Source organism: Dyadobacter sp. CY261 (genome assembly GCF_021440085.1).
Lineage (GTDB): Bacteria > Bacteroidota > Bacteroidia > Cytophagales > Spirosomataceae > Dyadobacter.
In genome coordinates this window covers 309737-335674 of the sequence record NZ_JAKCPW010000001.1, presented here as the reverse complement: position 1 = coordinate 335674, position 25938 = coordinate 309737, and the positions used below count along the sequence as shown (strand labels likewise).

Here is a 25938-nt window from a genome sequence, read left to right as displayed (position 1 = left end):
TAGTAAATGCTTCGTTGAGTAAATCATTGTGTTTGAACTAAAAATCCTGCAATGTTCTCAAACTCTTCCTCGCTAACCGTAATCGACAACTTTCCGTCCCGCCATTGCCATCGATCGGTAGCAGCCTCACCTTCGATATTCCGTCGCAGGATTTGTTTGGGTCTGTTTTGGATAGGAATAATGATCTGCCCCGGCGCGAACGGGATCACCGCCACTGTGCGCGGGGCCGTAATGGGGGCATTATCTTGTGAAATCAATGCCCATTTACCGGTCCAGCGGATGTTTTCAACGGTTTGATCAGCATTGTCGGGTTCTCGAAGTACCAATGCGGTGAGGGTCCCCTCTTCATCTCTGCCCCAGCATTTCAGCTGTGGCGGGCCTTGCATATTGCCCGTGTTGCTGTTATACCAGCGCGGCTGCCACTTGGCCGTGCGTCGGTGCCAGAGATTGATGGCCAGCCGCCGGTTTAAAAACCGGGGTTGGGGGGGCAAGCCGGGTTGAAACCCGGCTGTCGACCGTTCCGGCTCTTGCATTTCGCTGGGTAGCACTGCGCCGGGTGAGCCCAGGATTGCCGAGTTAAGCAGTATGCCGTCGTCCAGTTTCCAGTCATAGCAGGACGATCCACTGATCGCCACGCCATATGGTGCCAGCAGCGATGCCCAGACGCTCCATTCCTGGTGCCCGCGGTGCAGATCAAACCACAGATCACCCTGATCGTCGAGCGAAACCAGATCGGTAAGCGGCACCCAGAGCGGGCTAATGGCGTATCCCATGATCACCACATCGGGATCGACGCTTTTGGCTGCCTTCACGATTTGCTGCATCAAGGCAAATGTGTGTTTCTCACCCCGCAATGCCGGATCACGCGGCGTGCCCATATCCGGACTGGGCAAGCCATAGCCGAAATCCAGCTTGATCACCCGTGGTTTAATCTCCTTCATAATGCGGACAGTCCGGTCCCAGAGAAACTTTCGGGTTTTCTCCGAACTGAAATCCATGCAGTAATAGGCATCGCCTTGCGGATCGAAATTCCAGTTGGCCATGCAGGGCTTGCCGGTTTTGTCGAGTATCAGATCTTTTTTACTTAAACCACACGCAGCCGTGTCCTTGATCCACCCGATGGTTTCCCACACGCCCACCTCGACGCCCTTTTTGCGGATGTATTCAATGTCTTTGTAAAAATCAGGAAACCGCTTCAAATCGGGCACTCCTGAGCCTTGCGAGGATTCCCAGGGATCGTCGAGCACCATTACCTCGTTGTGCATTTTCTCCATGAAATCGGCGATCGGCCGGATCGGGTATTTTTTTAAACGCCACATGCCCCAGGTGTTCCAGATCGACACCGTTTGCCGCCGCAGCGATTCACCGCTCGCCGACTTTGCAACTTCCGGAAATGACGCATAGTACTGCGCAAAACTCTCTCGCGCGGTCGTGTCGATCGCAAACCGCGCCAGGTCCTTCCAAATGCGGGCTTTGCCTTTTGGCGCACCCCAAAGATCCTCGCGGTACAAAAACTGCAAGCATCCCCGCGTCGATTGGATTTTCAGCGACATGGCGCCATCCGGCACACTCCCCGCGCCCACCGTGAGCCAGCCGTCGTCCGAACCCATTCCTGCGAAAAGCACCGGTCTCGGAAATGCGGCGCCGTAAGGTGTCCCCATCGACGGCCCGAAATTGCCCAATGCAATGGTAGTATGCCCGAAATCCCAGCTCCGAAAGTAGCTTTGAACAGTACCGCCTTTCGCTCCCGGCACGCAGTAACCAAACGACTGCCAGTCGGGCATAAACGGCCGGTCCCAGGTAGGCTGCACATTGGCACCGTTCGCTACGGTTGACGTGCCGAGGTACATTTCAATGATTTTCGGGGTAAATGCCGCCCAGTCAACCGAAAGCTCGGTAAACTGCCAGCCGGTCGCATTCCTGTCGACTACCAGCCGTCCCTTACCCAGGCCCGGCCATTGCAGCGAGAACACCAGCTTACCGCCCTCATTGACCGCCGATTGCGCCACCGCTTTGGAATACTTCCTTTGTTTTTGCGCATTCTCATACCAAAATGAAGGCAACAGGCTGCCCTGCCACACCACCGAACCTTTGGTCCGATGCGACAGGACAGCCTTATCTTTGGCCAGGTCCCATTTCAGGACCAGCCCGCCACGGGAGTATTCCCACGTCAGTGCATCCGCATTACCTCGGGCGGAGACGGCCGCCGTGGAGACGGCCGCCGTGGAAACGGCATTTGAAACACATAAAAAGATTAATAAAAACTGAAACGTTTTAAAAATGCGGATCATAGAACGGTGAACAGTGAACTATAAATTAGGATTGATATTGGCATCGCCGATCGGGGCAGGGTACCAGTAATTGCTCTTCGAAATGTCACCGATCGGTTTGAGGTCGTCGGCGGCTTTGTTTGCATTGGCTTCTGCCACTTTTTCGAGGCGCAGCAAGTCGAACCAGCGGTTCCATTCACCGGCAAATTCCCACGCACGCTCGTCCACGATGGCGTCGATGAATGCTGTTTTGGACAAACCACTTAAATCTGCCAACCCAGCGCGCTTACGCACTGCATTCACGGCCGCATATGCCTGCGCATTGGGTGCTGCATCCGTACGGGCCTGCGCCTCTGCATATACGAGCAGCAGGTGTGCGTAACGGATCATGTGTACGGGCATGGATGAAGTGAATTTAGTATTGTCGGCCAGCCTGAATTTGGCATAATACGGGTGCTTGGCAAGGCTTTGCTGCCAGGGAACCTTCTTTCCGTCGGGTTTGGTGAAAACAGTATGGAATGTCACATCCTTGCGTTTCCCGGCCGGAAAATTGTTAAAAAATGTGATCTCGGCGAGGTAATCGTCCCAGCCATTTTCATCGCCCGGGACGGCGGGCAGGCCATAAAACGAGTTGGTAGAACCGCCGAAGTTTTCCGAAGTCTGAAATGCAAAAACCTCCTCTTTGGTGCCAGTCGCTGACGCGCTGCCCGACCATAATGTGGCCAGGTCAGGCACGAGGTCGAAACCATACAAATCCTTATTATCGATCACTTCTTTGGCTTTGGCCGCTGCCAGCGGATATTTGGAAACATCCTTCATCGGCCAGCCGCCTTCCGTGAGATACACGTCGGCAAGCATTGCTTTGGCAGAACCTTTGTTGGGCCGGCCCGGATCGCGTTTTTTGTCGGGCAGCAGGGTTTCCGCTTTTTGCAAATCTGCTTCGATGAGCTTGTAAACCTCCGCCGGGGCACTTTTTTGAATAGTCAATAAATCCTCCGAAAAGTCGGCTGTGGTAATGAGCGGAATATTGCCATAACCCCGCACTAGCCAATAGTAACCTAGCGCCCTCAGAAAATGCGCTTCGCCGACGATCGCGTTAATGCGCGCCGGATCGCCCGCCACATTTTGATAGTTATTAATGATATTGTTGGCACCCTGGATGGTTTTGTAGCAACCGCTCCAGATCTGGAACAGCCGCGGGTTCGCCGAAGTCACATTTAACTGGTCTATCTCCCGGAAATCGGCCTTATTACCGCCCGAAATGGTCGAAATATCGTCCGCGCCCATTCCATAACCCTGAATGGCCGAGGTGAGAAAACCGCGCGCCCAGGTTCTGAGCAATCCTTTATAGCTTCCGGTTAGGGCCGATTCCAGCCCGGCAATATCGGAAATGGCATTGGTGCCGACCACCTGTCCTTTGGGATCTTCTTCCAGAAAATCCTTGCAGCCGGCAGTCGCGATCAGGAGAAAAATGATAGCTAACTTTTTCATGATATTTTGTATCTAAATGGGTTAGAATGTCACATTAAGGCCCAAAGTGTAGGTTTTGGAGTTGGGGTAGGAAGCGTGGTCGATGTTCTGAACAATGTCGCCCACGCCGTTGGAAGTCGATTCTGGGTCGATCCCCTTGTATTTCGAGAACGTCAAAAGGTTGGTACCACTTACGAATACCCGGATCGCCGCGACGTTCTTCACAAGCGCTTTCGGGATGTCGTAGCCCAGGCTGATGTTCTTCATTCTCAGGAAATCTCCTCTTTCAAGAAAGCGTGTCGATTGTGTATAGAAATTCTCCTTCGCGCTGCTGAATGCCGGGATGTCCGAGGTCTCATTCACACCCGGAATGTAGCGGTCCTTGATCGCGGCGAACGTAGGCTGCCGCACGTCGGTACTGCCCACTATGCCGTTCGCGTAGGTGTAATTCAGTTTATCAAAACCAAATACCCCTTGAAAGAACACATTGAGCGACAAACCCTTATAGGTAAATGTGTTGTTCCAACCCAAAGTCGTTTTAGGCATGCCGTTGCCGATCACCTGGTAATCTTTGGAATCCACGACTTTATCATTGTTGAGATCCTGATAATGCGCATCGCCGGGTTTCTGCTTGTAAATGGCTGCCTCGTCGGCCTCGTTAGCTTTCCACGTTCCGAGGTAATTGAGGCCCCAGAATGCGGCCATTTGCTGGCCCGGGATCATGACAAATTCAGTGGCCGCAAAGATTGTATCACTTGCCGAAGCCAGTTTTACCACTTTGTTTTTGATAAAAGTAGCATTGATACTGCTGTTCCAGCGGAATCCTTTCGACTCGATAATATCCGCATCCACCGAAAATTCCCATCCTCTATTTTGCACCTCTCCGATGTTTTTAAGAATATTATTACCGCCGATATAAGCAGGCAGCGGCTGGCTCAAAAGCAGATCACGCGTGTTTTTGACAAAGTAATCCACCGAAAGCGACACCCTGCCGCGCAGGATTTCTGCATCCATCCCTACATTCACCTGCTCCGTGGTTTCCCATTTCAGATCGGGATTGCCCGGGTTGCCAAGAACGATTCCGTTGGTAATGCCATTGGTAAAATAGCCGGAAGTGAATGCCACACCCGCGTCGTCGACATTGGTAATGTAGCTGGAAAGCGTTCCGTAAGGGTTAATGGCCTGGTTGCCGGTAAGCCCCCAGCTCCCACGTAGTTTCAGGTTGCTGAACACGTTCTGGCTTTTCATGAAGGCCTCCTCAGTAACCTTCCAGCCCGCAGCCACCGACGGGAACACGCTCCACTTGTTATCGCCCTGGAATTTGGAAGACCCGTCTCGGCGGATCGTCGCAGAGAGCAGGTAGCGGTCGTTGAAAGCATAGTTAATGCGGCCGAGGTACGACATCAGACTCCATTTGGAATACCCCGAGCCAATGAGATTGGACGCCGCCAGTGCCAGGTTATTGTAGGATTGCGCCGGGTAAGTCAGGTTGGTCGCGTTCGCGTAAAACGATTCTCCAATCTGTTTTTGGGTTTCAAAAACGCCGATAATGTCGAGACTGTGCTTTCCGAATATCTTTTTGTAGTTCAACGAGTTGGTATTTTGCAGCGTAACTTGCTCACCCGAGCTGCGGCCTGCGCGTGGCAAATAAGAAGAAATAAGCGGACCGGCATAAGACTTGTCCTGCTGGTTGATATAATTTACCCCATACTGCACATCCAGGGCGAGCCCGGGAATAAATTCGTAGCGCAATCCGCCAATCAGGTTCACAATGCTCCGGTTGGTGCGGTAATCGGCGTCGGTCGTCAATGCGAGCGGGTTTTCGAAGATCGAGCCCGTGGGGTCACGGTAGGTATAATTGCCGGTGGCGTCGTACACAGGCGTGGTGGGTGCCCATGCGAATGCCTGCCCGAGCGCGCTGCCACGTGCGCCTGTGCCGCTGGTATTGTGGTTCTCGCGGCGCGTGCCCGTGAAGTTCAGCCGCACCGAAAACTTGTCGGAAACCTGCGAGCTGATATTCGAACGAATGGAATAGCGGCGAAAATCGGAGTTGTTGATAATGCCATCTTGTTTGAGATAGTTGGCCGAAATCAGGTAAGTGGTTTTATCATTACCACCTGAAACCCCGAGCTGGTACTCCTGCCCTCCCGCTTTGCGCAAAATTTCATCCTGCCAGTCGGTACCGCCCGTACGGCGGTAGTCATCAACTTGCGCCTGCGTGAAAACCGGGTTGGAATTGGTTGCGGCTGCGCGGGCATTCACCATCTCGGCATAGTCCCCGGCATTGAGCAAATCCATTCTTTTTAATATTTCCGAAGACGAGAAGCGTGCTCCAAAATTGACCTGCATCGAGCCTTTTTTACCAGTCTTGGTGGTAATAATAATGACGCCATTGGAGCCGCGACTGCCATAAATGGCCGTTGCCGAAGCATCCTTCAGCACTTCCAGCGAAGCAATATCGTCGGGATTGATATTGTTGAAATCTGCACCCACAAAGCCATCCACCACGTAAAGCGGGCTGTTATCGCCATTAATAGAGTTCGCCCCTCTGATGCGTATACGCACATCGCCGCCCGGCGAGCCCGACGCGTTGGTTACCTGCACACCCGCAGCCCGGCCTTGGAGTACCTGATCCAGGCGGTTGACGGGCTGTTCTTTGAACTGGTCAGCAGAAATGGAGCTCAGCGAGCCTGTAATATCGCTTTTACGCTGTGTGCCATAGCCTACCACCACCACCTCGCTCAGGATTTTCGTATCCGCTACGAGCTGCACATTGATTTCGGACTCGTTACCGATAGGCACCTCTTTTGAAACATAACCGATGAACGAGAAAATGAGCGTACTGCCGCCATCGGGTACATTGAGGCTGAAACGGCCCTCGCCATCAGTGCTGGTACCTGTGGAAGTACCCTTCACAATCACATTCACCCCAACAAGCGGGTCGTTCTTTTCGGACATGACCCGGCCGCGGACGGAGGCGGCCCATGCGCTGGCTTGCCAAAGGAGCAAGCCGGCGAGCAACAGGCAGAGCCGCAGCTTGCCTGTCAGTTTGTAGTTTTTCTTCATAGCGTGAAACGGGAATGGGCTTCTGCAGGTGCAGAAGCCGGGTTAGGAATGGAACAAAAGCAAGAAATAAGTTTGGGTTTAGGAAAAGTTGCATTTTACCATGATTTACAATAGCTTAATTGTGTCAGGAAAACACTATCTGCGGGTAAGGAAGAAATTTCTCCAAGTGCCTGCAAACAAAAGGCTTAAAAAATTTCCGCAAACCTTTCCGCAAACCTTTGCGGAAAATTTCAGGAAAATTGGAGGCTGTAATCTTTTGGTTCAGAAGGATTTCTTCTGCTTTTTTAGGAAATAATGCCGTTTAGATTTTTTCAAGTCGGCCACGCAACAACGCTATGGAGGATATCACGCTGAAAACCATCGCCACGAAACTCGGGATTTCCATTTCCACCGTTTCAAGGGCATTAAAAAACCACCCGGACATTAAGGAAACGACACGCAAAGCCGTGTACGAACTGGCCGAACAGCTTGACTACGAGCCTAATCAGCTCGCATTTCAACTGCTGAACCGGCGAAGTAACACCATCGGTGTGGTGGTACCCAAAATCAGTTATGCATTGTACCTGCAAGCCATTCCAGGCATGGCCGAAGTGGCCGAGCGGCACGGTTATCAGCTACTGATCTGCCAAACCGACGACAGTTACGAAAAAGAAGTACGCCAAATCCACAGTCTGCTGAGCTCCCGGACGTCGGGCGTGGTGCTCTCGATGTCGGCCAACACCACCAATTACGATCATTTGCTAAAAATTCAGCGCAAAAACGTGCCGCTGGTGCTCTTCAACCGCGATTGTGAAGAAATAACCTGCTCCAAAGTGCTGATCGACAATCATGGTGCTGCCTACGAAGCCACATCGGTGCTTATAGTCCAGGGCAGGAAGAAGATCGCCTTCTTCCGCGGCCCAAAGCATCTGCAGATCAGTCAGAAACGTTTCGAAGGTTATTCTCAGGCCCTTTCGGACCACGGCATCCTGCTCGACCAGCACATTATCAAAGTAGCCGACCAGGAGAAGGAATCCATGATCGCCGCCATCAACGAACTATTCGATTCCGGTGTTCATTTCGATGCCATCCTCGCATACAGCGATCAGATCGCTCAATGGGCGCTCGTGCTCGCCAAACAACGCGGCATACGCATCCCGCAAGAGCTCGCCATTATCGGCTTCTACAACGAGCCCACCAACGAGCTCCTCGACCCACCCCTTAGCTCCGTCTCTCAACCCGCCTACGAAATGGGCGTCAAAGCGATGGAGCTTGTCTTTAAAGAACTGAACAGCACGCGGTTCGCATTCGAACGGGTGGTTTTGGAGAGTTCGCTGGTGCTGAGGGGGTCGAGTGAGATAATGTAATTTATTTCAATTCCATAATAGGTATCCCGCCCGTTTCCTCGTCTTTGTTTCGGAAACGGTCATTACAAATGCAGTCTTTGAAAAACCAGCTCATCATATTCTCATTGCTAGCGATAACCCCACTATTCTCCCTCGCCCAGCAAGCCAATGTGAACCTCGACTGGGCACCGCAGAAAAACACCGAACAATTGGTGCCTTATGGCGGAAATGTCATTTCCCCGGAGGTGAAGGACGATCATACGATCACGTTTCGGGTGAAAGCGCCGGATGCACACAAGGTGGAGCTGACGGGCGGGCCGATACTGTTGGCATTGAAGAGTAAAACCAATATTCCGTTCACTAAGGAGGCCGATGGCACCTGGACGCTGGCGGTCGGCCCGGTGAAGCCGGACATCTATGTGTACCGGCTCCTGATCGACGGGGTGGCGGTAGCTGATCCCAACAATACGTTGACGGGCGTTTCCAATCAACCCGGATATAGCAATGTGGTAGTCCACGACAAAAAACCGGCGTACTATGACGCCCAAAATGTGCCGCATGGGAGCATTACCAGGCATATTTACCATTCCGACGTGCTGAATGGCGAGCGGGAAATTTTTGTATACACCCCGCCCGGTTATGATCCCAAAAAGAAATATCCGGTGCTGTATTTACTAGGCGGCAGCGGCGAGCTGGCTTCGGGGTGGATGCTGGATGGACGGGCCAACTATATCGCGGACAATCTGCTGGCCGAGCGGAAAATAGTGCCGATGATCATCGCCATGCCGAATAACCAAGTGGTTCACCGTAATGACCCCGATCATTTGCAAAAAACCTATAAATTGTTTGAAGAAGAGCTGCGGAAACAGATCGTGCCGTTCGTGGATGCGCATTACAGCACGGTGAAAGACCGAAAAGGCAGGGCTATTTCGGGGCTTTCGATGGGTGGCAGGCATACCGAAGCCGTGGGCTTTAATGCGATCGATCTATTCAGTTCGTTCGGGATATTGAGCGCGGGTGACCTGGAACCCGAGAAGCTCAACCCGGCATTTTTCAGCAATCCTAAAAGCAAAGATAAAGTCGATTATCTGCTTGTGGGCCTGGGCGGCAACGAGCAGCAGGAAGCGATCGGAAAAAGATCCGCCGCTATACACGCCGCATTAGAGAAGATCGGAGTTAAACACGAATACTTCATCGGCGGCGACGGCGCCCACGACTGGGGCACGTGGCGGTTGCTGCTGCACGAGAAATTATTACCGAATCTCTTTAAATGAATTTTGAATGATTGAACACCACACCCATGAGCTATTTCAATATTGACGCAGCAAAAGCCCAGACATTCGACGCGATCGTTGTGGGGACGGGTATCAGCGGCGGCTGGGCTGCGAAAGAACTAACAGAAAAAGGATTGAAAACGCTCGTCCTCGAACGCGGACGGGATGTGAAGCACATCGTCGATTACCCCACCACAAACATGATGCCCTGGGAATTCGAGCACCGCGGATTACCTCCCCTGGCCGTTCGCGAGGCGAGCCCCATGGCCAGCAAGCATTATATTTTCAGGGAGGATGCGATGCATTTCGTGGTCAAAGATTATGAGCATCCTTATGTGCAGGACAAGCCGTTCAGCTGGATGCGGGGTTACCAGGTCGGCGGACGATCGCTGCTCTGGGCGCGGCAAACGCAGCGGTGGTCGGATTACGATTTCGAAGGCCCGGCGCGGGACGGTTTCGCCACCGACTGGCCGATCCGCTACAAGGATATTGCGCCCTGGTACAGTTACGTGGAGAAATTTGCAGGAATTTCGGGGAATAAGGATGGACTCCCGCAGCTTCCCGACGGCGAGTTTTTACCGCCACACGAGATGAGCTGCGTCGAAAAGCATTTCAGTGACCAGACGGCCAAAAACTATAAGGGTACGCGTCCGGTGATCATCGGTCGGGCGGCGCATATTACCGATCCGCAACCCATTCATACCCAGCAGGGACGTGCCAAATGCCAGCACCGTAATATGTGCCAGCGCGGATGTCCGTTTGGCGGGTATTTCAGTACGAATGCGGCGACACTGCCCTGGGCTGAAAAGACCGGCAACCTGACCTTACGGCCGCATTCAGTCGTTCATTCGGTTATTTATGACGAAAAAAAGAAGCGTGCGACAGGCGTGCGCGTCGTGGATGCGCTTACGAAGCAGATGACGGAGTATTATGCCAAAATCATATTCATCAATGCTTCGGCCATTAATTCAAACTTGATTTTACTGAACTCCAAATCCAGCCGTTTCCCCAACGGCCTCGGCAATGACAGCGGAGTGCTGGGCAAATTCATCGGTTTCCACAACTACCGCGGCCGCGTAACCGCCGATTTTGATGGTTATCATGACCGCACGACCGACGGCCGACGCCCCAATGGCGCTTACATCCCTCGTTTCCGCAATGTATTCAAACAGGAAACCGACTTTTTGCGTGGGTATGCGACATCTTTCTCGGCTTCGAAAGTCGGAAATCCGAATGAAGGTCTCGGCGAATCACTGAAAGAAAACCTGTTTGCCGCCGACGAAAGCGGCTGGTCGCTCGGCGCGCAAATGATGGGTGAAGTGTTAACCAAAGAATCCAACTTCATATCGCTCGACCCGAACCTGAAAGACGACTGGGGTATTCCGCAATTGCGCATGAATGTGTCGTTCGACGACAATGACATGAAAATGGTGAAGGATTTTTACACCGAACTCAGCGAAATGCTCGACAAGGCCGGTTTTAAAAACATCAAAACAGGCGACACCCAGCGGAATCCCGGTAGCGAAAACCACGAAATGGGCGGTGCCCGCATGGGTAAGGACCCGAAAACCTCGTTACTCAACAAATGGAACCAGATGCACCACGTGCCGAATGTATTCGTAACAGATGGTGCCTGCATGACCTCTACGGCCACACAAAACCCGTCGCTGACCTACATGGCACTGACGGCACGGGCGGTGGATTATGCGGTGGGCGCGATGCGGAAAGGAAATATTTAATGAGTGAATAGGGTAACAATGCTCACTCAACCTTCTCAAACTCGAAATTCCCCTTAATGTGCTTATTCAAAAACGTCCCCTTGGAACCTGATGCCTTCATGGCTTCATACAGTTCCCAGGGGACGTTTTTGTAGTCGTACACCATCCCGGAAACATATACGATACGTAATGTATGTTTCTCTTCGTTGTAGATCATCTTCGCAACGACGGTGGATGGCATATGCTGCTTTTAGTTAAAATCATCCAGCGTATCACGCAGCTCGTCGACGGCCTTGGATGATATATTTGAATCCGTGAAGATCGATTGGACGGTGGCTTTGCTGCCGTATAGACCTGTGTTAGCACGGACGTCCACATCCAGTATAGCTCCGTTAACGGTCACTCCTGCGAAAAGGCCTTTTGAGCGCGAATAAGAATACACTTCAGCTTCCAATTTGTAATCGGTTGTAACAGAAGCGTTTTTACTCACCGGGCCTGCTGCCACCGAAAGATCGCTGCCGAGGGTGTAATCGCCTTTTTGAATGTTCATCAGCGTTTTGTCGCTTTTAAACAACAGAACCAGGTCTACCGCCTGCACGCCTATTTGCGCACCCACGCTACCACCGGTGATGGTCACAAACACAGGATCGCTCCATTTCCCGTCTTCTCTTTTTAGCATCGCGAGACCCCTGCCATGCTTTCCACCTACGATCAGACCGCCGTTGATCATTCTTGGAATGATAATGATACCCTTTGCGGATTGCACCAGTTGCGGCGGGATTTCCATCCCGTTAAAATCGCTAAGCACTGCTGTGGCGGCGTTGATCTTATCTTCTTCTTTATTTTGTGCGAAAGAAGGGGCCGAAAATGCAAGCCCCAAAAAAAGAATGGCCTGCATTTTCACTGTTTTCAAATTGTCGAGGAACATAGGATATTGAAATTAATAGGTATAAAAAAGTACTTCAAGGATCGTGCCTGTCAGCTGCCGAAAGCCGCATTCTTACAATAAGAACCCAACTATCGACATCCGATAGACCCGTTCCGCAACTTTTAACGCAGTAGAAGCACATTTCTGATTAGTTGGTATGATTTTGATGACAGATTTACATGAAACAATGTCAACCCCCAATCAAATCTTACTATGGATGCCAAAGCAATCAGTCTAAGCGAAACCGACGTAAAACCTGTTGTGGATCTGCTGAATGACTACCTCGCCAACTATCACATTCATTATCAGAAGCTGAGAGGCTGCCACTGGAACATCAAGGGACAAAACTTTTTTACGCTCCACGTCAAATTCGAAGAATTGTACACCAATGCGCAGGAAACGATCGACGAAATCGCCGAGCGGGTGCTAACGCTAGGCAAGCCGCCACACAGCCGTTTTGCGGATTATATCAACGAATCAGAGATCAAAGAGATTAACACCATTGGCATGAAGGACCTCGACATGGTAGATGCCGTGCTCGACGATTTCAGCAAGCTCATCAGCCTGGAACGCGAGTTGCTGGAAGCCACCGAACAGGCCAGCGACGACGGTACCAATGATATGGTGAACCGTTTCATGCAGTTCAAGGAAAAAAATACCTGGATGCTGCGGTCGTTTGCCGGAAAAAAATAGAAAAGAAAAGCTATGCACACCTGTTGCCGCGCCCCGTCCGAAAGGCGCGGCCTTTTTATTATTAGGCCGGAATGGTTTATTTGCATTGATTCTTACCGTTCCCCTGAACCATGCACGCCATTCCCGAATTCAAAATCGGCCGAGTTCCCCTTTTCGCTCCGATCCGTTTTGCCCGCGACCCGCTGCGTTTTCTGCGGCAAGGATTCGACGAATGTGGGGATACGTTCAAAATCCGGCTGTTCCGGGAATTCATCGTTACCCGTGATCCTGCTTTTTTCCGCCACGTGCTACAACAGCATCACAAGAATTTCAAGAAAGGTAATTCGGTCAAAATGCTGCGTCCCGTGCTAGGTAATGGGCTGGTGATCAGCGATGGCGATTTTTGGTTACGACAAAGAAGACTCGTGCAGCCTGCATTTCACCGCGAGCGCTTGCAGGAGCTTTACCTAACAATGGGCGACCTTACGGCTGCATTTCTGGACGAACTGGAATCATTCCGCGGCAAAGCGGCGATTGATGTGGATGCTAAAATGATGGGCATCACCTCCGATATCGCACTCAAAACACTTTTCGGGAACATGAATACCGAAGATAAGGAGCAGATTTATAAACAAGTAAGCCGCACACAAACCTACCTCGTTACACGCGTACGTAAGCCATACCGCCTTCCACTGATGGCGATCAATGGTGAAGACCGCCGTTTCAAATCTGATCTCACCTATTTTAATAGCCTCGTCTATGATTTCATCCGCAAGCGTCGCCTCTCCGGTGAAACGCCCAACGACCTGCTCCAACTCCTGCTCGACAGCACGGACGAGGAAACCGGCGAGCAGATGAACGACGAGCAGATCCGCGACGAGGCCATTACGATGTTCGCCGCAGGGCACGAAACTTCCGCAACCGGCCTGAGCTGGCTGCTTTGGGAGCTTTCGGCACAACCGGAGATCGTGGCCCGTATTCGTGCGGAAGCGAATGTTTTCGAGAAAACACCGGGCTTTGAACAACTCATTCAAATGCCTTACACGCGGCAGGTGGTGGAGGAAGGCCTTCGCCTGTATCCGCCCGCCTGGACGATGACCCGCGAGAGCACGGTCGATCAGGAGATAGAAGGTTATCCTATTCCAAAGGGCAGTTCGGTATTTATGTCAATTTTTGAACTGCACCGGAACCCGAGCCTTTGGGATAATCCCTACGCATTCAATCCTGAAAACTTCCAGGCGGACACGGTGAAAAACCGGGCGAAATTCAATTACCTGCCTTTCGGGGCGGGACCAAGGATTTGCATCGGGCAGCAGTTCGCATTAATGGAAATGCAATTGGTATTGGCAGCGCTCGTCAAGCGCTTCGATTTCGTCCGCGAGCCGGGATACCTCGTTGGACTGCACCCGCAGATTGTTCTGAAATCCACTAACGGTATTAAATTATATCTTCGATAAAGCCGATACTGAACGAATTCTATGCACGAAAACATTATCCTGTACCTCGCACTGGTCATGATCATCATGTTCCTGGTCATGCTGGCGCAGCGAATCAAAATTGCTTACCCGATTGTGCTAGTACTCGGCGGGCTGGCTCTCAGTGTCGTCCCAGGCCTGCCATCCGTCGAAATCGATCCGCAACTTATTTTCCTGATATTCCTGCCGCCGTTGCTGTATGAAGCTGCGTGGCAAACGTCGTGGAAAGATTTTTGGAAGTGGCGACGGGTTATCGGCTCGTTTGCTTTCATTATCGTGATTTTCACCTCCTGCGTCATCGCCTATGTTTCGCAGGCGGTCATTCCGGGCTTCACCCTTGCGTTGGGTTTCCTGCTGGGCGGGATTATCTCGCCACCCGATGCCGTGGCCACCACTTCAATTTTAAAGAATGTAAAGGTCCCCAAACGCCTAGTTACCATTACCGAAGGCGAAAGTCTGCTCAATGACGCCTCCTCGCTGATCGTCTTCCGGTTTGCATTGGTAGCCGTTTCGTCGGGCAGTTTTGTGCTTACTGATGCGGTAGGAAGCTTTTTCCTGGTCATTACGATGGGCTTTGTGGTGGGGATCGGCATTGCGCTGATTTTTTACGCCATTCACCGATGGTTTCCCACTACGCCCAGCATTGATACCATTCTGACGTTCGTAGCGCCTTATGCGATGTATATCACCGCGGAAGAATTCCATTTTTCAGGTGTAATCGCGGTCGTTTCCGGCGGACTTTTTCTTTCGCGCAATCAACATAGCATCCTCAGCCATTTGAGCCGGATACAGGGCATTAATGTGTGGTCGACAGTTGGATTTGTCCTGAACGGCATTGTGTTCATGCTCATCGGCCTCGAACTGCCGGTGATTGTACAGGGCTTTGGTGAGACTTCGATTTGGGAAGCGATTAAATACGGACTGATTATTTCACTGGTGGTCGTTATCACCCGCATTGCCAGCACGTTGGGCGCGTCCGTTTTCACGGTGTTCATCAGCCGTTTTATTACCACAGCCGATAGCAGTCCGGGCTACCGGATGCCGCTGATCTTTGGCTGGGCCGGCATGCGCGGGGTGGTTTCACTGGCATCTGCATTGTCCATTCCGATCTTGCTTGATAATGGCCTGCCTTTTCCGCAGCGGAATATGATCCTGTTTATCACCTTTATTGTGATATTGGTAACCCTTGTTTTTCAAGGACTTACTTTGCCAGTCATCGCGCGGTGGGCACATGCCGAAGACCATGATTACGACTTACCTGTGCAGGAGCAGGATGTGATCATCCGAAGAGAGCTCGCCAGGGCCTCACTGGACTTCATCAACAAAAAATATGCGGAGGAAATTGACAGCCACGAACTGCTTCGAAGCTTGAAATTCAAGCTTGAAAGCGATATCGGGTTTCTCGACCATGTACAGGGATTCGAGGCCCACGAAGCAAGCCATAAGTTTATCGCACGTTACCAGCACATTAGCAAAGAACTGCTGGAACATAAGCGAAGCATACTTCATCAATTCAATAAAAAGGAAACTTACGATGAAGATGTCATCCGCCAGCACCTCGCCCAGATCGATCTCGAAGAAGAAAAAGTAAGGCAGCAATTTTTGCATATGGAGTGATGATTGAATGACTCCCCGTTCCGCGGCGGCTCATTCGCTCACTCCCCATGCCAACTGCTCCGCATCCACCGGCAACACGGCGGACATCATTTTCTGCTTGCCGATTTCGCGATCGAAAAAATAGTCGAGGCGGCCGAGATTGATGCCTGCAAATCCGACCTGGTTTATCGTGGTCAGCCTGCCATCGAGGTTCAGGATGTTTTCGGGCTCTTTCATAAAAGTATGCGTGTGCCCGCCGATGATGAGGTCGATGTTACGCGTCGATTTAGCCAGGACCTGGTCAGAGACCTTGTTTTCCTTGTATTTATATCCCAAATGCGACAGGCAGATCACAAAGTCGCAATGCTGCTCGTTTTTGAGCAATGAGGCCATTTCATTGGCTTTGGCAATGGGATCCAGATAGACTGTTTCGAGGTAATTTTTCTTATTGACCAAACCTTCCAGTTCAATACAAATCCCAAATACTCCAATCTTAATACCTTGTTTCTTGAAGATTTTGTAGGGCTGCGTTTGGCCTTTCAGCTCGGTGTTACTGAAATCGTAATTGCTGACGAGAAAAGGGAAATTGGCATGCGGGAGTTGCTTTACAAAACCGGCAATGCTGTTGTCGAAATCGTGATTTCCCATCGTCGATGCGTCATAGCCCATCTGGCTCATGATCGTGAATTCGAGTTCGCCACCGTACAGGTTGAAATACGGTGTACCCTGGAAAACATCGCCTGCATCCAGCAGCAGCACATTTGGCTGCTCTGCTCGGATTTTTTTCACCAATGCGGCCCGACGTGCGACGCCTCCTAACCCCTGATTTCGCGATCCGTCCATCGGGAACGGATCGATGCGGCTATGGACGTCGTTGGTGTGCAGGATCGTCAGTTGCACCACCGAATCGCGCTTCGCGAATGCCGAAAGCGGGCTCAGACCTAATGCGGCGGTAACCATTCCGCCTTTTTTTAGGAAATCCCTTCTATTTATCTGAAACAATTCTTCCATCGAGCTGAGCGGTTATTTTTTTACCCTGGCGGGTCAGGTCACTGATATTTTCAAATAATGCTTCCCTTACTTTCTGATTGATCTCCCGGCGTTCGAGCGGGTTGCGCAGGCATTCGAGCTCGTCGCCACCATCGGCCAGATAGTCGTAAGTAAGCAGGTTATAAGTTTTGTTTATGTTAAAGGGCTGCCCGGCAATGGTAATGTCATAGGCTTTGTTATCCCTGATTTTCATGCGGATACCGGCAACAGGTTCACCGTCTTTTTTTGCAATAAAATCGATCACCCGCTGCACATTTTCACCCGACAGCTTCAAAACAACCATTTCATTTTCAAATGGCATAAGCTCGAATACCTGGGAGACTGTGATATTGCCTTTCGGGAAGGTGGTGCGCAAACCGCCCTTGGTAGCGAGTGTGAATTGAATGGTTGGGTCCTTTTTCATTCCTTCTTTAAGCATCGCGTCAGCGAAGAAGTTACCCATGAGCGTCTCAGGATCGGAAGGTTTCGTGAGTGCCACCTCAGTCTGTCCGACGACACGGTTCATTTCAGCCTGCATTTTGTCCTTATAAGGCTGATAGTACCCGATAATAGCAGAATCGGCACCGACCTGCTGGTCGATGCCGTATTGTTTGTATTCGTTTCTGGTTACAGCGAAGTGCTTCTGGCAAGAGGCCATCAGGCCAAGGCCCGCAAGCAATATCGCACCATAAGCCGATCGGAAAGAAGTTCTCATAACGTAGTTTTAGAAATCTAAAATTACATCTGAAACTCCGGATTTCCTGCTACCAGCCGTCGTTCTGCCGCAGATTGGGGTTTGCGTCGAGCTGCGACTGAGGGATTGGGTATAATTCCAGGCGCGGCGTGTAGGGAATCAGCACATTGTCGACGATCTGATCATTGGACATCGCAGCTATTTCCTCCTGTAATGTACCCCACCGGCGGATATCAAACACAGTAGTAAATTCCCCGCTTAGTTCCAGTCTGCGTTCCGCGCGGATAGCCGCACGCAACGCAGGCGCACCGATAGCTTTGGAAGGTGTCGCTTTGGCGCGGGCGCGCACGCGGTTGAGCAATGGCAATGCATCTGCCGGTTTTCCGGTTTCTACCAATGCCTCTGCAAGCATCAGCAGCACATCCGAAAACCGCATTTCGATCAGGTCAGCGCTGTAACCTTGCACCGGCGCACCCGCAGGACGTGCCGCACGCGCGATCTTTCCATAGGCAATGCCATATCGGAAGTCGTCATGGCCAAACGGCGCTTTCGTTCGCTGGTTTATGTAATGGGCGCTGGTAGCATCGTAAATAATACTGTCCCCCGGCTCCGCCCCAGCCCTGGCACCGCCCGTAAACACATATTTTGAAACCAGGGTAAAGTCTCGCCGGGTGTCGGTTTTTTCAAACAGTTTGTAAAAATCATAGGTCAAACCATAATTGGTCTGTTCATCGCCATTCACCAAACCGGACGGGAACAGATTGAACGGCAATATGTTGCCATTCTGGTTGGACGAATTGACAAAATAGCCGAACGACAGCACGATCTCGCGGTTCCGCTCATTGGCCAATGCAAATACATCGGCAAAGTTGGGCAGCAGTTCCATGTCGTACTTCTCCTCATTGGCCGCCCCCACCAACTCGCTGAGCTTTTCGGCAGCCTTTTGGTAATTCTCTGTCCGATTTAGAGGCTTTCCTGCCATGGTGAGATAAACTTTGCCCATTAATGCCTTCACGGTTCCGGCGGAAACACGTCCGAGCTCGGCACCACCCCGCGAATCGGGCAGGATGGTTTCGGCAAATGCAAGGTCGGCCAGAATGGCGTCGTACACTTCGGTGTCGGTCGCGCGGGGAGCGAAAATCAGGTCTTTCTCTCCGAAAGAACTGATTTCTTTCAAAATCAAAGGCACACCGCCGAACAGACGCACGAGGTTGAAATAAGCATAAGCCCGCAGCACACGCGCCTCGGCAATGTAGGGATCAGCCTCTTCTTCCTCACCGGGAACGGCCATTTTTGCATTGTCGATCACGGTATTGGCTCGGTATATGATTCTGTAGAACCGCGCCCAGACCGATTCAAAGGCTCCCGAAACGGAAGTGTGCGCAAAACGATAGTAAGGGTCGGCGCCCGACCCAAGAATACCCGCCGTCGCATAACGGTGCCCGGATTCGGCCAGGATAAAGCGGTTATAAATATCGGAATGATCGGTGGTGGTCCAGGCCTGATACACTCCGATCGTCGCCTGGTTGAGACCGTCCTCGTCCGTGAACGCCACGTCTTTGCCCAGCGAGGAGTAAGGCGACTCTTCCAGATTATCCTTACAGGAAGTAATGGCCAGCGCTGCCAGCAGCATTACGAATAACTTGATATGTTTTTTCATATTTGAATGCATTGGTCACACTAAAAATTGCAGGAGAACCCGATGGTATAAGAACGTTGCGCCGGGTAAGCACCATAATCGATGCCCTGTTGCAGCAGCGACTGCCCGTAGGAGCTCACTTCCGGATCGAAGCCCGAATAGTTTGTCAATGTCCACAAGTTGGTGCCCGTCACAAAGAGGCGCGGGTTTTGGACCGGGCCGAGTTTCGGGAATGTGTAGGAGAGGGTGAGCATTTTCAGGCGCGCAAAACTGCCGTCTTCCAGCATCACCGAGTTGATATCGCCGGACGCAATGCCACGCTGCACGCCGGGATAATTGACGTTGTTATGCGGATTGGCCTCGGTATACCGTTTCTGGTACCAATCTTCCGACTGGTTGAACCCTACCCCGCCGTAATCGACTACGCCGTTGGTAATATAGAAGCGCGTCAGGTTGAGCACATCATTTCCAACCGAACCAGTGAATAATGCATTGACGGAGAAGTTTTTCCAGGTCAGGTCATGGCTCCATCCAAAGGTAAAATCGGGGGTAGATTTGCCGAGCACAACCCGGTCATCGGCTGTAATGATGCCGTCGGCATTGGTATCTGCATATTTCCAGGCACCATAAAGCGGCGTACCTTTGGAACCCGCAGGTCGCGGGCCTTCGAACGTCGGGAAGGTGGGATTGCCGTCAGCATCGAAATCGTTTTTTTGGCTCAAACCGGCCACACGGTACCCAAAGAACTGACCTACTTCCTGCCCCGGAATCAATATGCCCGAAACGCCTCCAAGTAAGTTGCCATTGATATTCACATAGTCGGGCTGTGTACGATCGCCCAAGTCTACGAGCGTGTTGATATTCCTCGAAATATTGACGCGCGTCGAGTAGGTCACATTCTTTTTCTGTACAATGTTCCCCTGGATACTTACTTCAAAGCCACGGTTTCGCATCGTTCCATAGTTGTCGATGATCGTGGCCACACCCGCTTGCGAAGGAACTTTACGGGGTTGCAGCAAGTCGGAAGTTACTTTGTTGTAATAATCGAAACTCAATACAATGCGGTCTTTGGCCGTATTGAAATCCACCCCGACATTAAACTGTCTGGTGCGCTCCCAGGAGAGGTTCGGGTTGGCAATCGTGTTCGGGAATATGCCTGTATTGATCACCGAGCCGTCACCGCCCGGACCCATTTCATAGAAACCTGAGCTATATAACGACAGCGACGAATATGGTCCGATGGCCTGGCTGCCGGTTTCACCATAAGACGCGCGGAACTTCGTATTTGAAATGGCAGTAACACCTGTCATAAACTCCTCCTGATCGAGGTTCCACGCAAGTGCTACGGCGGGAAAGATCCCATACTTCCTGTTGGCGGCAAATGCCGAAGCACCATCGGCACGGATCGAGGCGTTCAGTACGTACCTGCCTTTGAAAGAGTAGTTGGCACGAAGGAAACCCGATTGCAGAATACGTTTTTCCTTGAATGAACCAATCACCTGCGACTTTGCGCTGCCAATGTTATCGACCCCGAAAAATGGTACATCGAAACCCGATGAGTTCGTGCTGAGGAATTCAACAGTTTGGTCGTTATATTCCACACCCAGGGTTGTATTGAGGTAATGATCCTTCCGGAAGGTCTTTTCGTACTGCAAATACGAGTTGAAATTATAACTATACGTATTGGCCGACGTGTTGCTACCCTTTCCTTTTACCTGGTTGCCCTCCGCTGTTGAAGGTGGCAGGAACACCTTCCGGCGCGTGAGATTCTGATTACCGGCAAGGCTCACGACCAGTTGCAATCCACTGGCTATTTTGAAATAACTTTCAATATTGAGAATGGAGTAATCGCTTTGAGTAACATCCGTTTTTGCCGTCAATTCATTGTAGGGATTGGAAAAATAATAGCCCTGATAGTTCGGAATGCCAAGGCTATTGTTGCCCAGGTAATCGATTTCCAGCGTCGGTGCAGCGCGCAGTCCGTCCATTAACCCGCCCGAGCTCGGCCATGCGCGCGAGGCTGTGACAGCGCGGTTGGTTTTCTGCCGGGTAAATGAAAGCTGGCCTTTGACCGTATACCAGTCGTTGACCTCGTTATTCAGGTTGACGCGCAGACTGGCCCGATCGTTATTCGAATTGATGATCGTGCCCTTGTCTTTAAGATAATTACCCGAAATATAGTACGATGACTTGGGGCTACCTCCTGAAACACTCAGCGTAATGTCCTGCCGGAAACTGGGCTGCGTTATAGCTTCGACCCAGTCGGTATTAGTCATGGTACTGTCGAGATTTTCAAAGGGTGGATTGCGGTCGGTGACGCGGAAACTTTCATTGATCACTTCCGCATATTGCCGCGAATTCATCATCCGGATCGGGTTGGCAACGCTACCAAAGGAGGTTTTGTTGACGAGCTCCACGCGCCCCTCACCCCGCTTACCCGACTTGGTGGTGATCAGGATCACGCCGTTCGCGCCACGCGAGCCGTAGATGGCTGTCGCGGAAGCGTCTTTGAGGATTTCCATGCTTTCGATATCGTTCGGGTTAACACCGTAGAGTCCATTCTGCGAAGAGGAGCCATAGAAACTGGTCCCGGCCTCGCGGTAGGGCGGCATCGGGAAGCCGTCGATTACGTAAAGCGGCTCGTTGTTACCGCTGAGCGAGTTGTTACCCCTGATCCGCACCACTGCGGCAGCGCCGGGTTCACCGGAACTTTCTGTGACTTGCACGCCGGTCGCGCGCCCCTGGATAGCCTGGTCAATCGTATTGATTACGGCCGATTTATAATCCTGAGAAGCTACCCTGGATGTGGAGCTGGCCAGGTCGCGCTTGCTTTGAGCACCATATCCTACCACCACCACTTCCTTCAACGATTTGGCTTCCGGGACAAGCTGGGTGTCATAGTTGGTCATGCCGGTAATAGCCACTTCTTTGGTTGCAAAACCTATGAAGCTAAAAACGAGAATGCCGCCTTTCGCAGGGACTTTCATCTGGAAGGAACCATCGGGCTCGCTAATGGACTGGATTTGCGTGCCCTTTACCAGAACTGCTACACCAGGCATTCCAACACCCTTTTCGTCTTTCACAATACCTTTGATATCACGTCCATCAGGGCCGGCGTCTGTTGCGCCCCCCGGCGCTGGCTTTTGCGCAGTCGCCGAATCCGGTGTCTGAGCGGCGTTTTGCACCGGCTGAGCCACGTTGGCATTGCCCGCTTGCGACGACGTTGCGGCACTGTCGGGCTTATTGGTCGGCACCGTTGCCTGGTTGCCCGCAGGAGCGCCGGGCGTGGCCACTCCGGGCGTGCTATTCAATGAATCTTTCTGAGGGGCTGGCTTTACCAGGGGATCGAAGTTCTGCGTGGGCTTCACCAATGGTGAGGACGAGGATTTGGATGCAGAATCGGTTGTATTTTGAGGCTTGGGGAGGGTATCGGAGGCCGGTTTGTTTGATGCAGGATCGGGTTTCGGAACCGGGGTTACCATTGTGTCGGGCCTGGCCTTTCGGGTTGAATCGGGCTTCGCCTGCTGCGCGGTACTTCGGAAAATCGGGCCCGAAAACAGCAGCAGAAAGAAACCGATCCTCAGGAAAATGAGCGGGACCGAACACGGTGCAGGCTCATCGAGTCGTTGAGTTTTTCTCATATGATTCTTGGCTAAGTGACGGGACAGCGTCCCGAGAAAAGATTGTTTAGCCTGTTTCAGACAAAAACCATACCGCCATGTTCCCTGACGTTGACATTTGGGGCGTTCGGGTTATTCACCGGCTCGACGGGATTTTTGCGAACTACATTTACACAACTAACCTACACACCTATATGACTGCTCCACGAGTAGTTTAGAAAAAAGATGGCAAACAGCCGTAGAGTCGTAATTTGTCAAATATCAATGAAAGGAATCTCATTATTTTTGGAAACATCATGCTTCCGATTACATTTGTCAAAACGCCCACAAGGGGCGGGTTTGAATTTTGCTTAGTTTAAAAGGAGTGTAAAAACCAACTTCGACCATGCGCCAGGAACAACTGCTAACCGCCGACTATATTGAGTCTCAGATCGGAAACGTAATCGAGTACTACATCCGATGGGATTTTGAAGAAGACCCTTTTTATGGTAAAGCCCGTATCAAAGGCCTGGTCGACGATGACAAAGGCGGTTTGAAGATCATATGCGACGTGATCGAAGGAAGCGACCTGGAATTGGCTTATGAGCTGGAAGAAGTATTTATGTTCTCCGACCACCACCCTATTTACGCCGGCCAGTTTCCCGAAATTTATTCAGCTAACTGGGTGAACACCGACGGTAAAAAGAAAAGGCAGATATTCATAGCACCACCCAACGAAAACGCGAAGGAGTTCGCCGTCTCGCAAACGAATAGTAAGGTGGTTGTGAAAAGGATAATTTAGTTTAATGATTGAATGATTGAATGACTGAATTTTAAATGAGCGAGTAATTCAGGATTAATCATACATATTACACAGCGACCTATTCGGTCATTCAATCATTCGGTCATTCAAAATTCATTCACTCATTCGCAATTAGTTCTTAATAATCTTCTTCGTCAGTACCTGGTCTTCGAACTCCGCTTTCACCACATATAAACCGGATGGGAATGTCGTCAGATCGAAATTGTAGATATTCGAGCTGACTTCTCCGGTAATGACAGTTTCCGTTACCTTTTGTCCAGCTACATTGTAAATCGAGACCGATTTCAGCTTTTCCGGATGCGGATAGAACTGCACCGAAACCTGGCCACTTGTCGGATTAGGCGTTACAAGGAACCCGGCTTCTTTCAGATTTGGATTGATGGTGACCGTTCTGATATTAATGTCATCGAGGTAAATATCGTTTTCGTTGCCGTTCGTGTTCAGGAATGCCACCAATATTTCGCCCTGGCCAATAAAGCTGCCGATATTGATCTCTTCCCTTCTCCATTCATTGACGCCCGGCGTAAATGCAGTCCTCGTTGCCGCGCTACGGGTAATAAGGCTTGATCCCCATTTTTTGTAGACACTTGTGTAAGTCTGTCCGCAATCTGTACTAATAAGCACCTGTAAGGTATCCCAAACATTGCCCTGGGTCGATGTATTGGTATAAGTCGCCGCCGCTACCTGGAAGGAGACGAACGCCGAATCGGTTCCTGCTATATTCACGGTAGGTGACCGCAGGTAATCGCGCTGGCCGACCACCTGGTTATCGAAGTTGCCAATTTTTACCGATGCACTGCCTGTTTTGGCCGCCGAAGTGGTTTTCTCCCATGTAGAACCACCATCCTCGTTCACGATGTCCCAGCCTTGCGGCGGGAACAACCCTTCGAAACCTTCCCTCACCGGTGCGGCGACTGGCTCATAATAGATGAAGTCGAGGCTAAGCGAGTCATTCGAAGTATCCTCATCGGTGCCTCCATTCGGATTGGATGTGTAAATACTCAATACATGATTGCCTTCCACGGTGGTCAGGATCGGCAGGGTCACGGTTGTTTCGGCGTATGTGGCCAATGAGCCTGTCCAGTTGTAGTTCTGTACGGTCCCATCATCGATCACCGCGTGAATGGTTACGGATATGAGCGTCTCGCTACCCCGGTTCACGAGCGTTATTTGTGGTGTGAGTGTGTTAACACAAATCCGCTGCGCCGGCTGCCGTATCGCTTTGAGCGATGCATCCTTTTTCTTCACATCCACCGGCGTACAGCCATTGGAAAGTGAAAGCAGCGAACGATAGGTACTAAATGCGGCTTCCATTCTCGCTACCTGCATTTTGGTAAACATATACAAGCAGGCGTCGGGCGTGTAATCCATATAATTCTGATACATGATGCCCGGAGAAGTCGTCGTGCAACGATCGGTTAGGATGCCCGTCTGGCATGTAGTAGTGCTATTGCTCTGATTGGGGGTATCGTCCACCTCGTCGGTCCCTGTGCAGGCACCATTGTCGTCTCCCCAAATGTGGTACAGGTTAAAATAGTGGCCGATTTCATGCGTGAGCGTCTTGCCCTGGTTGAAACCGGTAGCACTTCCGCCGGGTAGCGAAGCATAGTCTACGGCAACGCCTTGTTCATCTTTGACGCCGTCGTCCGGAAAAGTAGCATAGCCGAGTGTGCTTGCAGAAAGGTCGCAGATCCAGATGTTGAGGTATTTGTCCGTATCCCAGGCATCCGCCCCACCCGATTCGGCGTGCTTAACCTGGTTGGTCGTATAGTCGAATGAGTTTCGCGTGGTATTGTAGCGCTCAATTCCCGTCGAGGGGGCGTCGTTCGGTGTCCGCTGCGCAAGACAAAACTGAATACCCGACTGGCCAAAAAGCGATTTGAAGTAGGAAGGAATTTTTTCGGCCCCGGCATTGATCCCTGCATAATCTTTGTTGATCGTATCCAACTGCGCCATGATCTGCGCGTCGGTCACCATCGACTGGCGGCTAAGTACGACATGGAATACTACCGGAATTGTAACGGGGCCCGCCGTCCGGAGCGTTTTGCCAGACGCAATCCTTTCATTGACCAGCTGTTTAAGCCGAAGGTCACGCTGGTTAAAAAGTTGGCGCAGGGCCGGCTGGTCCGTGAATCTTTTTTGGAGCAATTCCATCGAAGCACACCTGTCCTGCGCATGTGCGGGCGCAAAGCCGGTGTAAGTGATTAATAAAATGGCAACAAAGAATCTGATGGATGGTATAATATGTCGCATCGAATATTTCTAAGGAACTGAGTAAATAGGATTTGACCGCTGGTTATGAACCGTATGCGGATCTATTCACCTACTACGAAAAAAAAGTGCCTGGTGATGCGAATGCA

The 25938-nt window shown here is 51.3% G+C and carries 17 protein-coding genes; 7 read left to right on the top strand and 10 right to left on the bottom strand.

Going from position 1 to position 25938, the window contains the following annotated elements:
- Nucleotides 1–23: 23 nt before the first annotated feature.
- Genes LZD49_RS01395 through LZD49_RS01385 form a run of 3 tightly spaced genes read right to left on the bottom strand, consistent with a single transcriptional unit; the run spans nucleotide 24 to nucleotide 6806 of the window.
- On the bottom strand, nucleotides 24–2291 hold the full coding sequence (locus LZD49_RS01395) for a hypothetical protein (protein ID WP_234665519.1): 2268 nt from the start codon (nucleotides 2289–2291) through the stop codon (nucleotides 24–26).
- 18 nt (nucleotides 2292–2309) lie between these two features.
- Nucleotides 2310–3761 carry a RagB/SusD family nutrient uptake outer membrane protein gene (locus LZD49_RS01390; protein WP_234665518.1) on the bottom strand — a complete coding sequence of 484 codons (1452 nt, stop codon included), beginning with the start codon at nucleotides 3759–3761 and terminating at the stop codon, nucleotides 2310–2312.
- A 21-nt stretch (nucleotides 3762–3782) separates the two neighbouring features.
- On the bottom strand, nucleotides 3783–6806 hold the full coding sequence (locus tag LZD49_RS01385; protein ID WP_234665517.1) for a TonB-dependent receptor: 3024 nt from the start codon (nucleotides 6804–6806) through the stop codon (nucleotides 3783–3785).
- Nucleotides 6807–7141: 335 nt separating this feature from the next.
- Here LZD49_RS01385 and LZD49_RS01380 point away from each other — a divergent pair, with 335 nt between their 5' ends.
- The 3 genes from LZD49_RS01380 to LZD49_RS01370 all read left to right on the top strand — a co-directional run bounded on the left by LZD49_RS01380 (nucleotide 7142) and on the right by LZD49_RS01370 (nucleotide 11144).
- A complete protein-coding gene (locus LZD49_RS01380; RefSeq protein ID WP_234665516.1) occupies nucleotides 7142–8152 on the top strand; it encodes a LacI family DNA-binding transcriptional regulator in 1011 nt (336 codons plus the stop codon).
- A gap of 68 nt (nucleotides 8153–8220) precedes the next feature.
- Nucleotides 8221–9405, top strand: coding sequence for an esterase (locus LZD49_RS01375; protein ID WP_234665515.1), 1185 nt, complete (start codon nucleotides 8221–8223; stop codon nucleotides 9403–9405).
- Nucleotides 9406–9431: 26 nt separating this feature from the next.
- The gene (locus tag LZD49_RS01370; RefSeq protein WP_234665514.1) at nucleotides 9432–11144 is read left to right on the top strand and encodes a GMC oxidoreductase; all 1713 of its coding nucleotides are present in this window, start codon (nucleotides 9432–9434) and stop codon (nucleotides 11142–11144) included.
- Nucleotides 11145–11166: 22 nt separating this feature from the next.
- On the opposite strand, the gene LZD49_RS01365 is transcribed toward LZD49_RS01370, so the two are convergent.
- Nucleotides 11167–11364: a KTSC domain-containing protein gene (locus LZD49_RS01365; protein ID WP_234665513.1), complete on the bottom strand. Its 198-nt coding sequence runs from the start codon at nucleotides 11362–11364 to the stop codon at nucleotides 11167–11169.
- A gap of 9 nt (nucleotides 11365–11373) precedes the next feature.
- Nucleotides 11374–12051, bottom strand: a complete 678-nt coding sequence (locus LZD49_RS01360) for a lipid-binding SYLF domain-containing protein (RefSeq protein ID WP_234665512.1) — start codon at nucleotides 12049–12051, stop codon at nucleotides 11374–11376.
- Nucleotides 12052–12264: 213 nt separating this feature from the next.
- Here LZD49_RS01360 and LZD49_RS01355 point away from each other — a divergent pair, with 213 nt between their 5' ends.
- The 3 genes from LZD49_RS01355 to LZD49_RS01345 all read left to right on the top strand — a co-directional run bounded on the left by LZD49_RS01355 (nucleotide 12265) and on the right by LZD49_RS01345 (nucleotide 15815).
- Nucleotides 12265–12744, top strand: coding sequence for a Dps family protein (locus LZD49_RS01355; RefSeq protein WP_234665511.1), 480 nt, complete (start codon nucleotides 12265–12267; stop codon nucleotides 12742–12744).
- A gap of 110 nt (nucleotides 12745–12854) precedes the next feature.
- Nucleotides 12855–14180, top strand: a complete 1326-nt coding sequence (locus tag LZD49_RS01350; RefSeq protein WP_234665510.1) for a cytochrome P450 — start codon at nucleotides 12855–12857, stop codon at nucleotides 14178–14180.
- A gap of 21 nt (nucleotides 14181–14201) precedes the next feature.
- Entirely contained in the window at nucleotides 14202–15815 is a 1614-nt protein-coding gene (locus LZD49_RS01345) for a Na+/H+ antiporter (protein WP_234665509.1), read from the top strand.
- Between the two features lie 30 nt (nucleotides 15816–15845).
- Here LZD49_RS01345 and LZD49_RS01340 read toward each other — a convergent pair whose 3' ends face one another.
- Genes LZD49_RS01340 through LZD49_RS01325 form a run of 4 tightly spaced genes read right to left on the bottom strand, consistent with a single transcriptional unit; the run spans nucleotide 15846 to nucleotide 22797 of the window.
- A complete protein-coding gene (locus LZD49_RS01340; protein ID WP_234665508.1) occupies nucleotides 15846–16805 on the bottom strand; it encodes a metallophosphoesterase in 960 nt (319 codons plus the stop codon).
- Nucleotides 16780–17538, bottom strand: coding sequence for a 5'-nucleotidase C-terminal domain-containing protein (locus tag LZD49_RS01335; RefSeq protein ID WP_234665507.1), 759 nt, complete (start codon nucleotides 17536–17538; stop codon nucleotides 16780–16782). Before LZD49_RS01335 ends, LZD49_RS01340 begins: the two co-directional genes overlap by 26 nt.
- Before the next feature lie 49 nt (nucleotides 17539–17587).
- On the bottom strand, nucleotides 17588–19177 hold the full coding sequence (locus tag LZD49_RS01330; RefSeq protein ID WP_234665506.1) for a RagB/SusD family nutrient uptake outer membrane protein: 1590 nt from the start codon (nucleotides 19175–19177) through the stop codon (nucleotides 17588–17590).
- Between the two features lie 20 nt (nucleotides 19178–19197).
- The gene (locus LZD49_RS01325) at nucleotides 19198–22797 is read right to left on the bottom strand and encodes a SusC/RagA family TonB-linked outer membrane protein (RefSeq protein ID WP_234665505.1); all 3600 of its coding nucleotides are present in this window, start codon (nucleotides 22795–22797) and stop codon (nucleotides 19198–19200) included.
- Between the two features lie 364 nt (nucleotides 22798–23161).
- Between LZD49_RS01325 and LZD49_RS01320 the strand changes: the two genes are divergently transcribed.
- Nucleotides 23162–23557, top strand: coding sequence for a hypothetical protein (locus tag LZD49_RS01320; RefSeq protein ID WP_234665504.1), 396 nt, complete (start codon nucleotides 23162–23164; stop codon nucleotides 23555–23557).
- A gap of 132 nt (nucleotides 23558–23689) precedes the next feature.
- On the opposite strand, the gene LZD49_RS01315 is transcribed toward LZD49_RS01320, so the two are convergent.
- Complete coding sequence (locus LZD49_RS01315; protein ID WP_234665503.1) at nucleotides 23690–25831, bottom strand: M43 family zinc metalloprotease; 2142 nt, start codon at nucleotides 25829–25831, stop codon at nucleotides 23690–23692.
- Nucleotides 25832–25938: the final 107 nt, after the last annotated feature.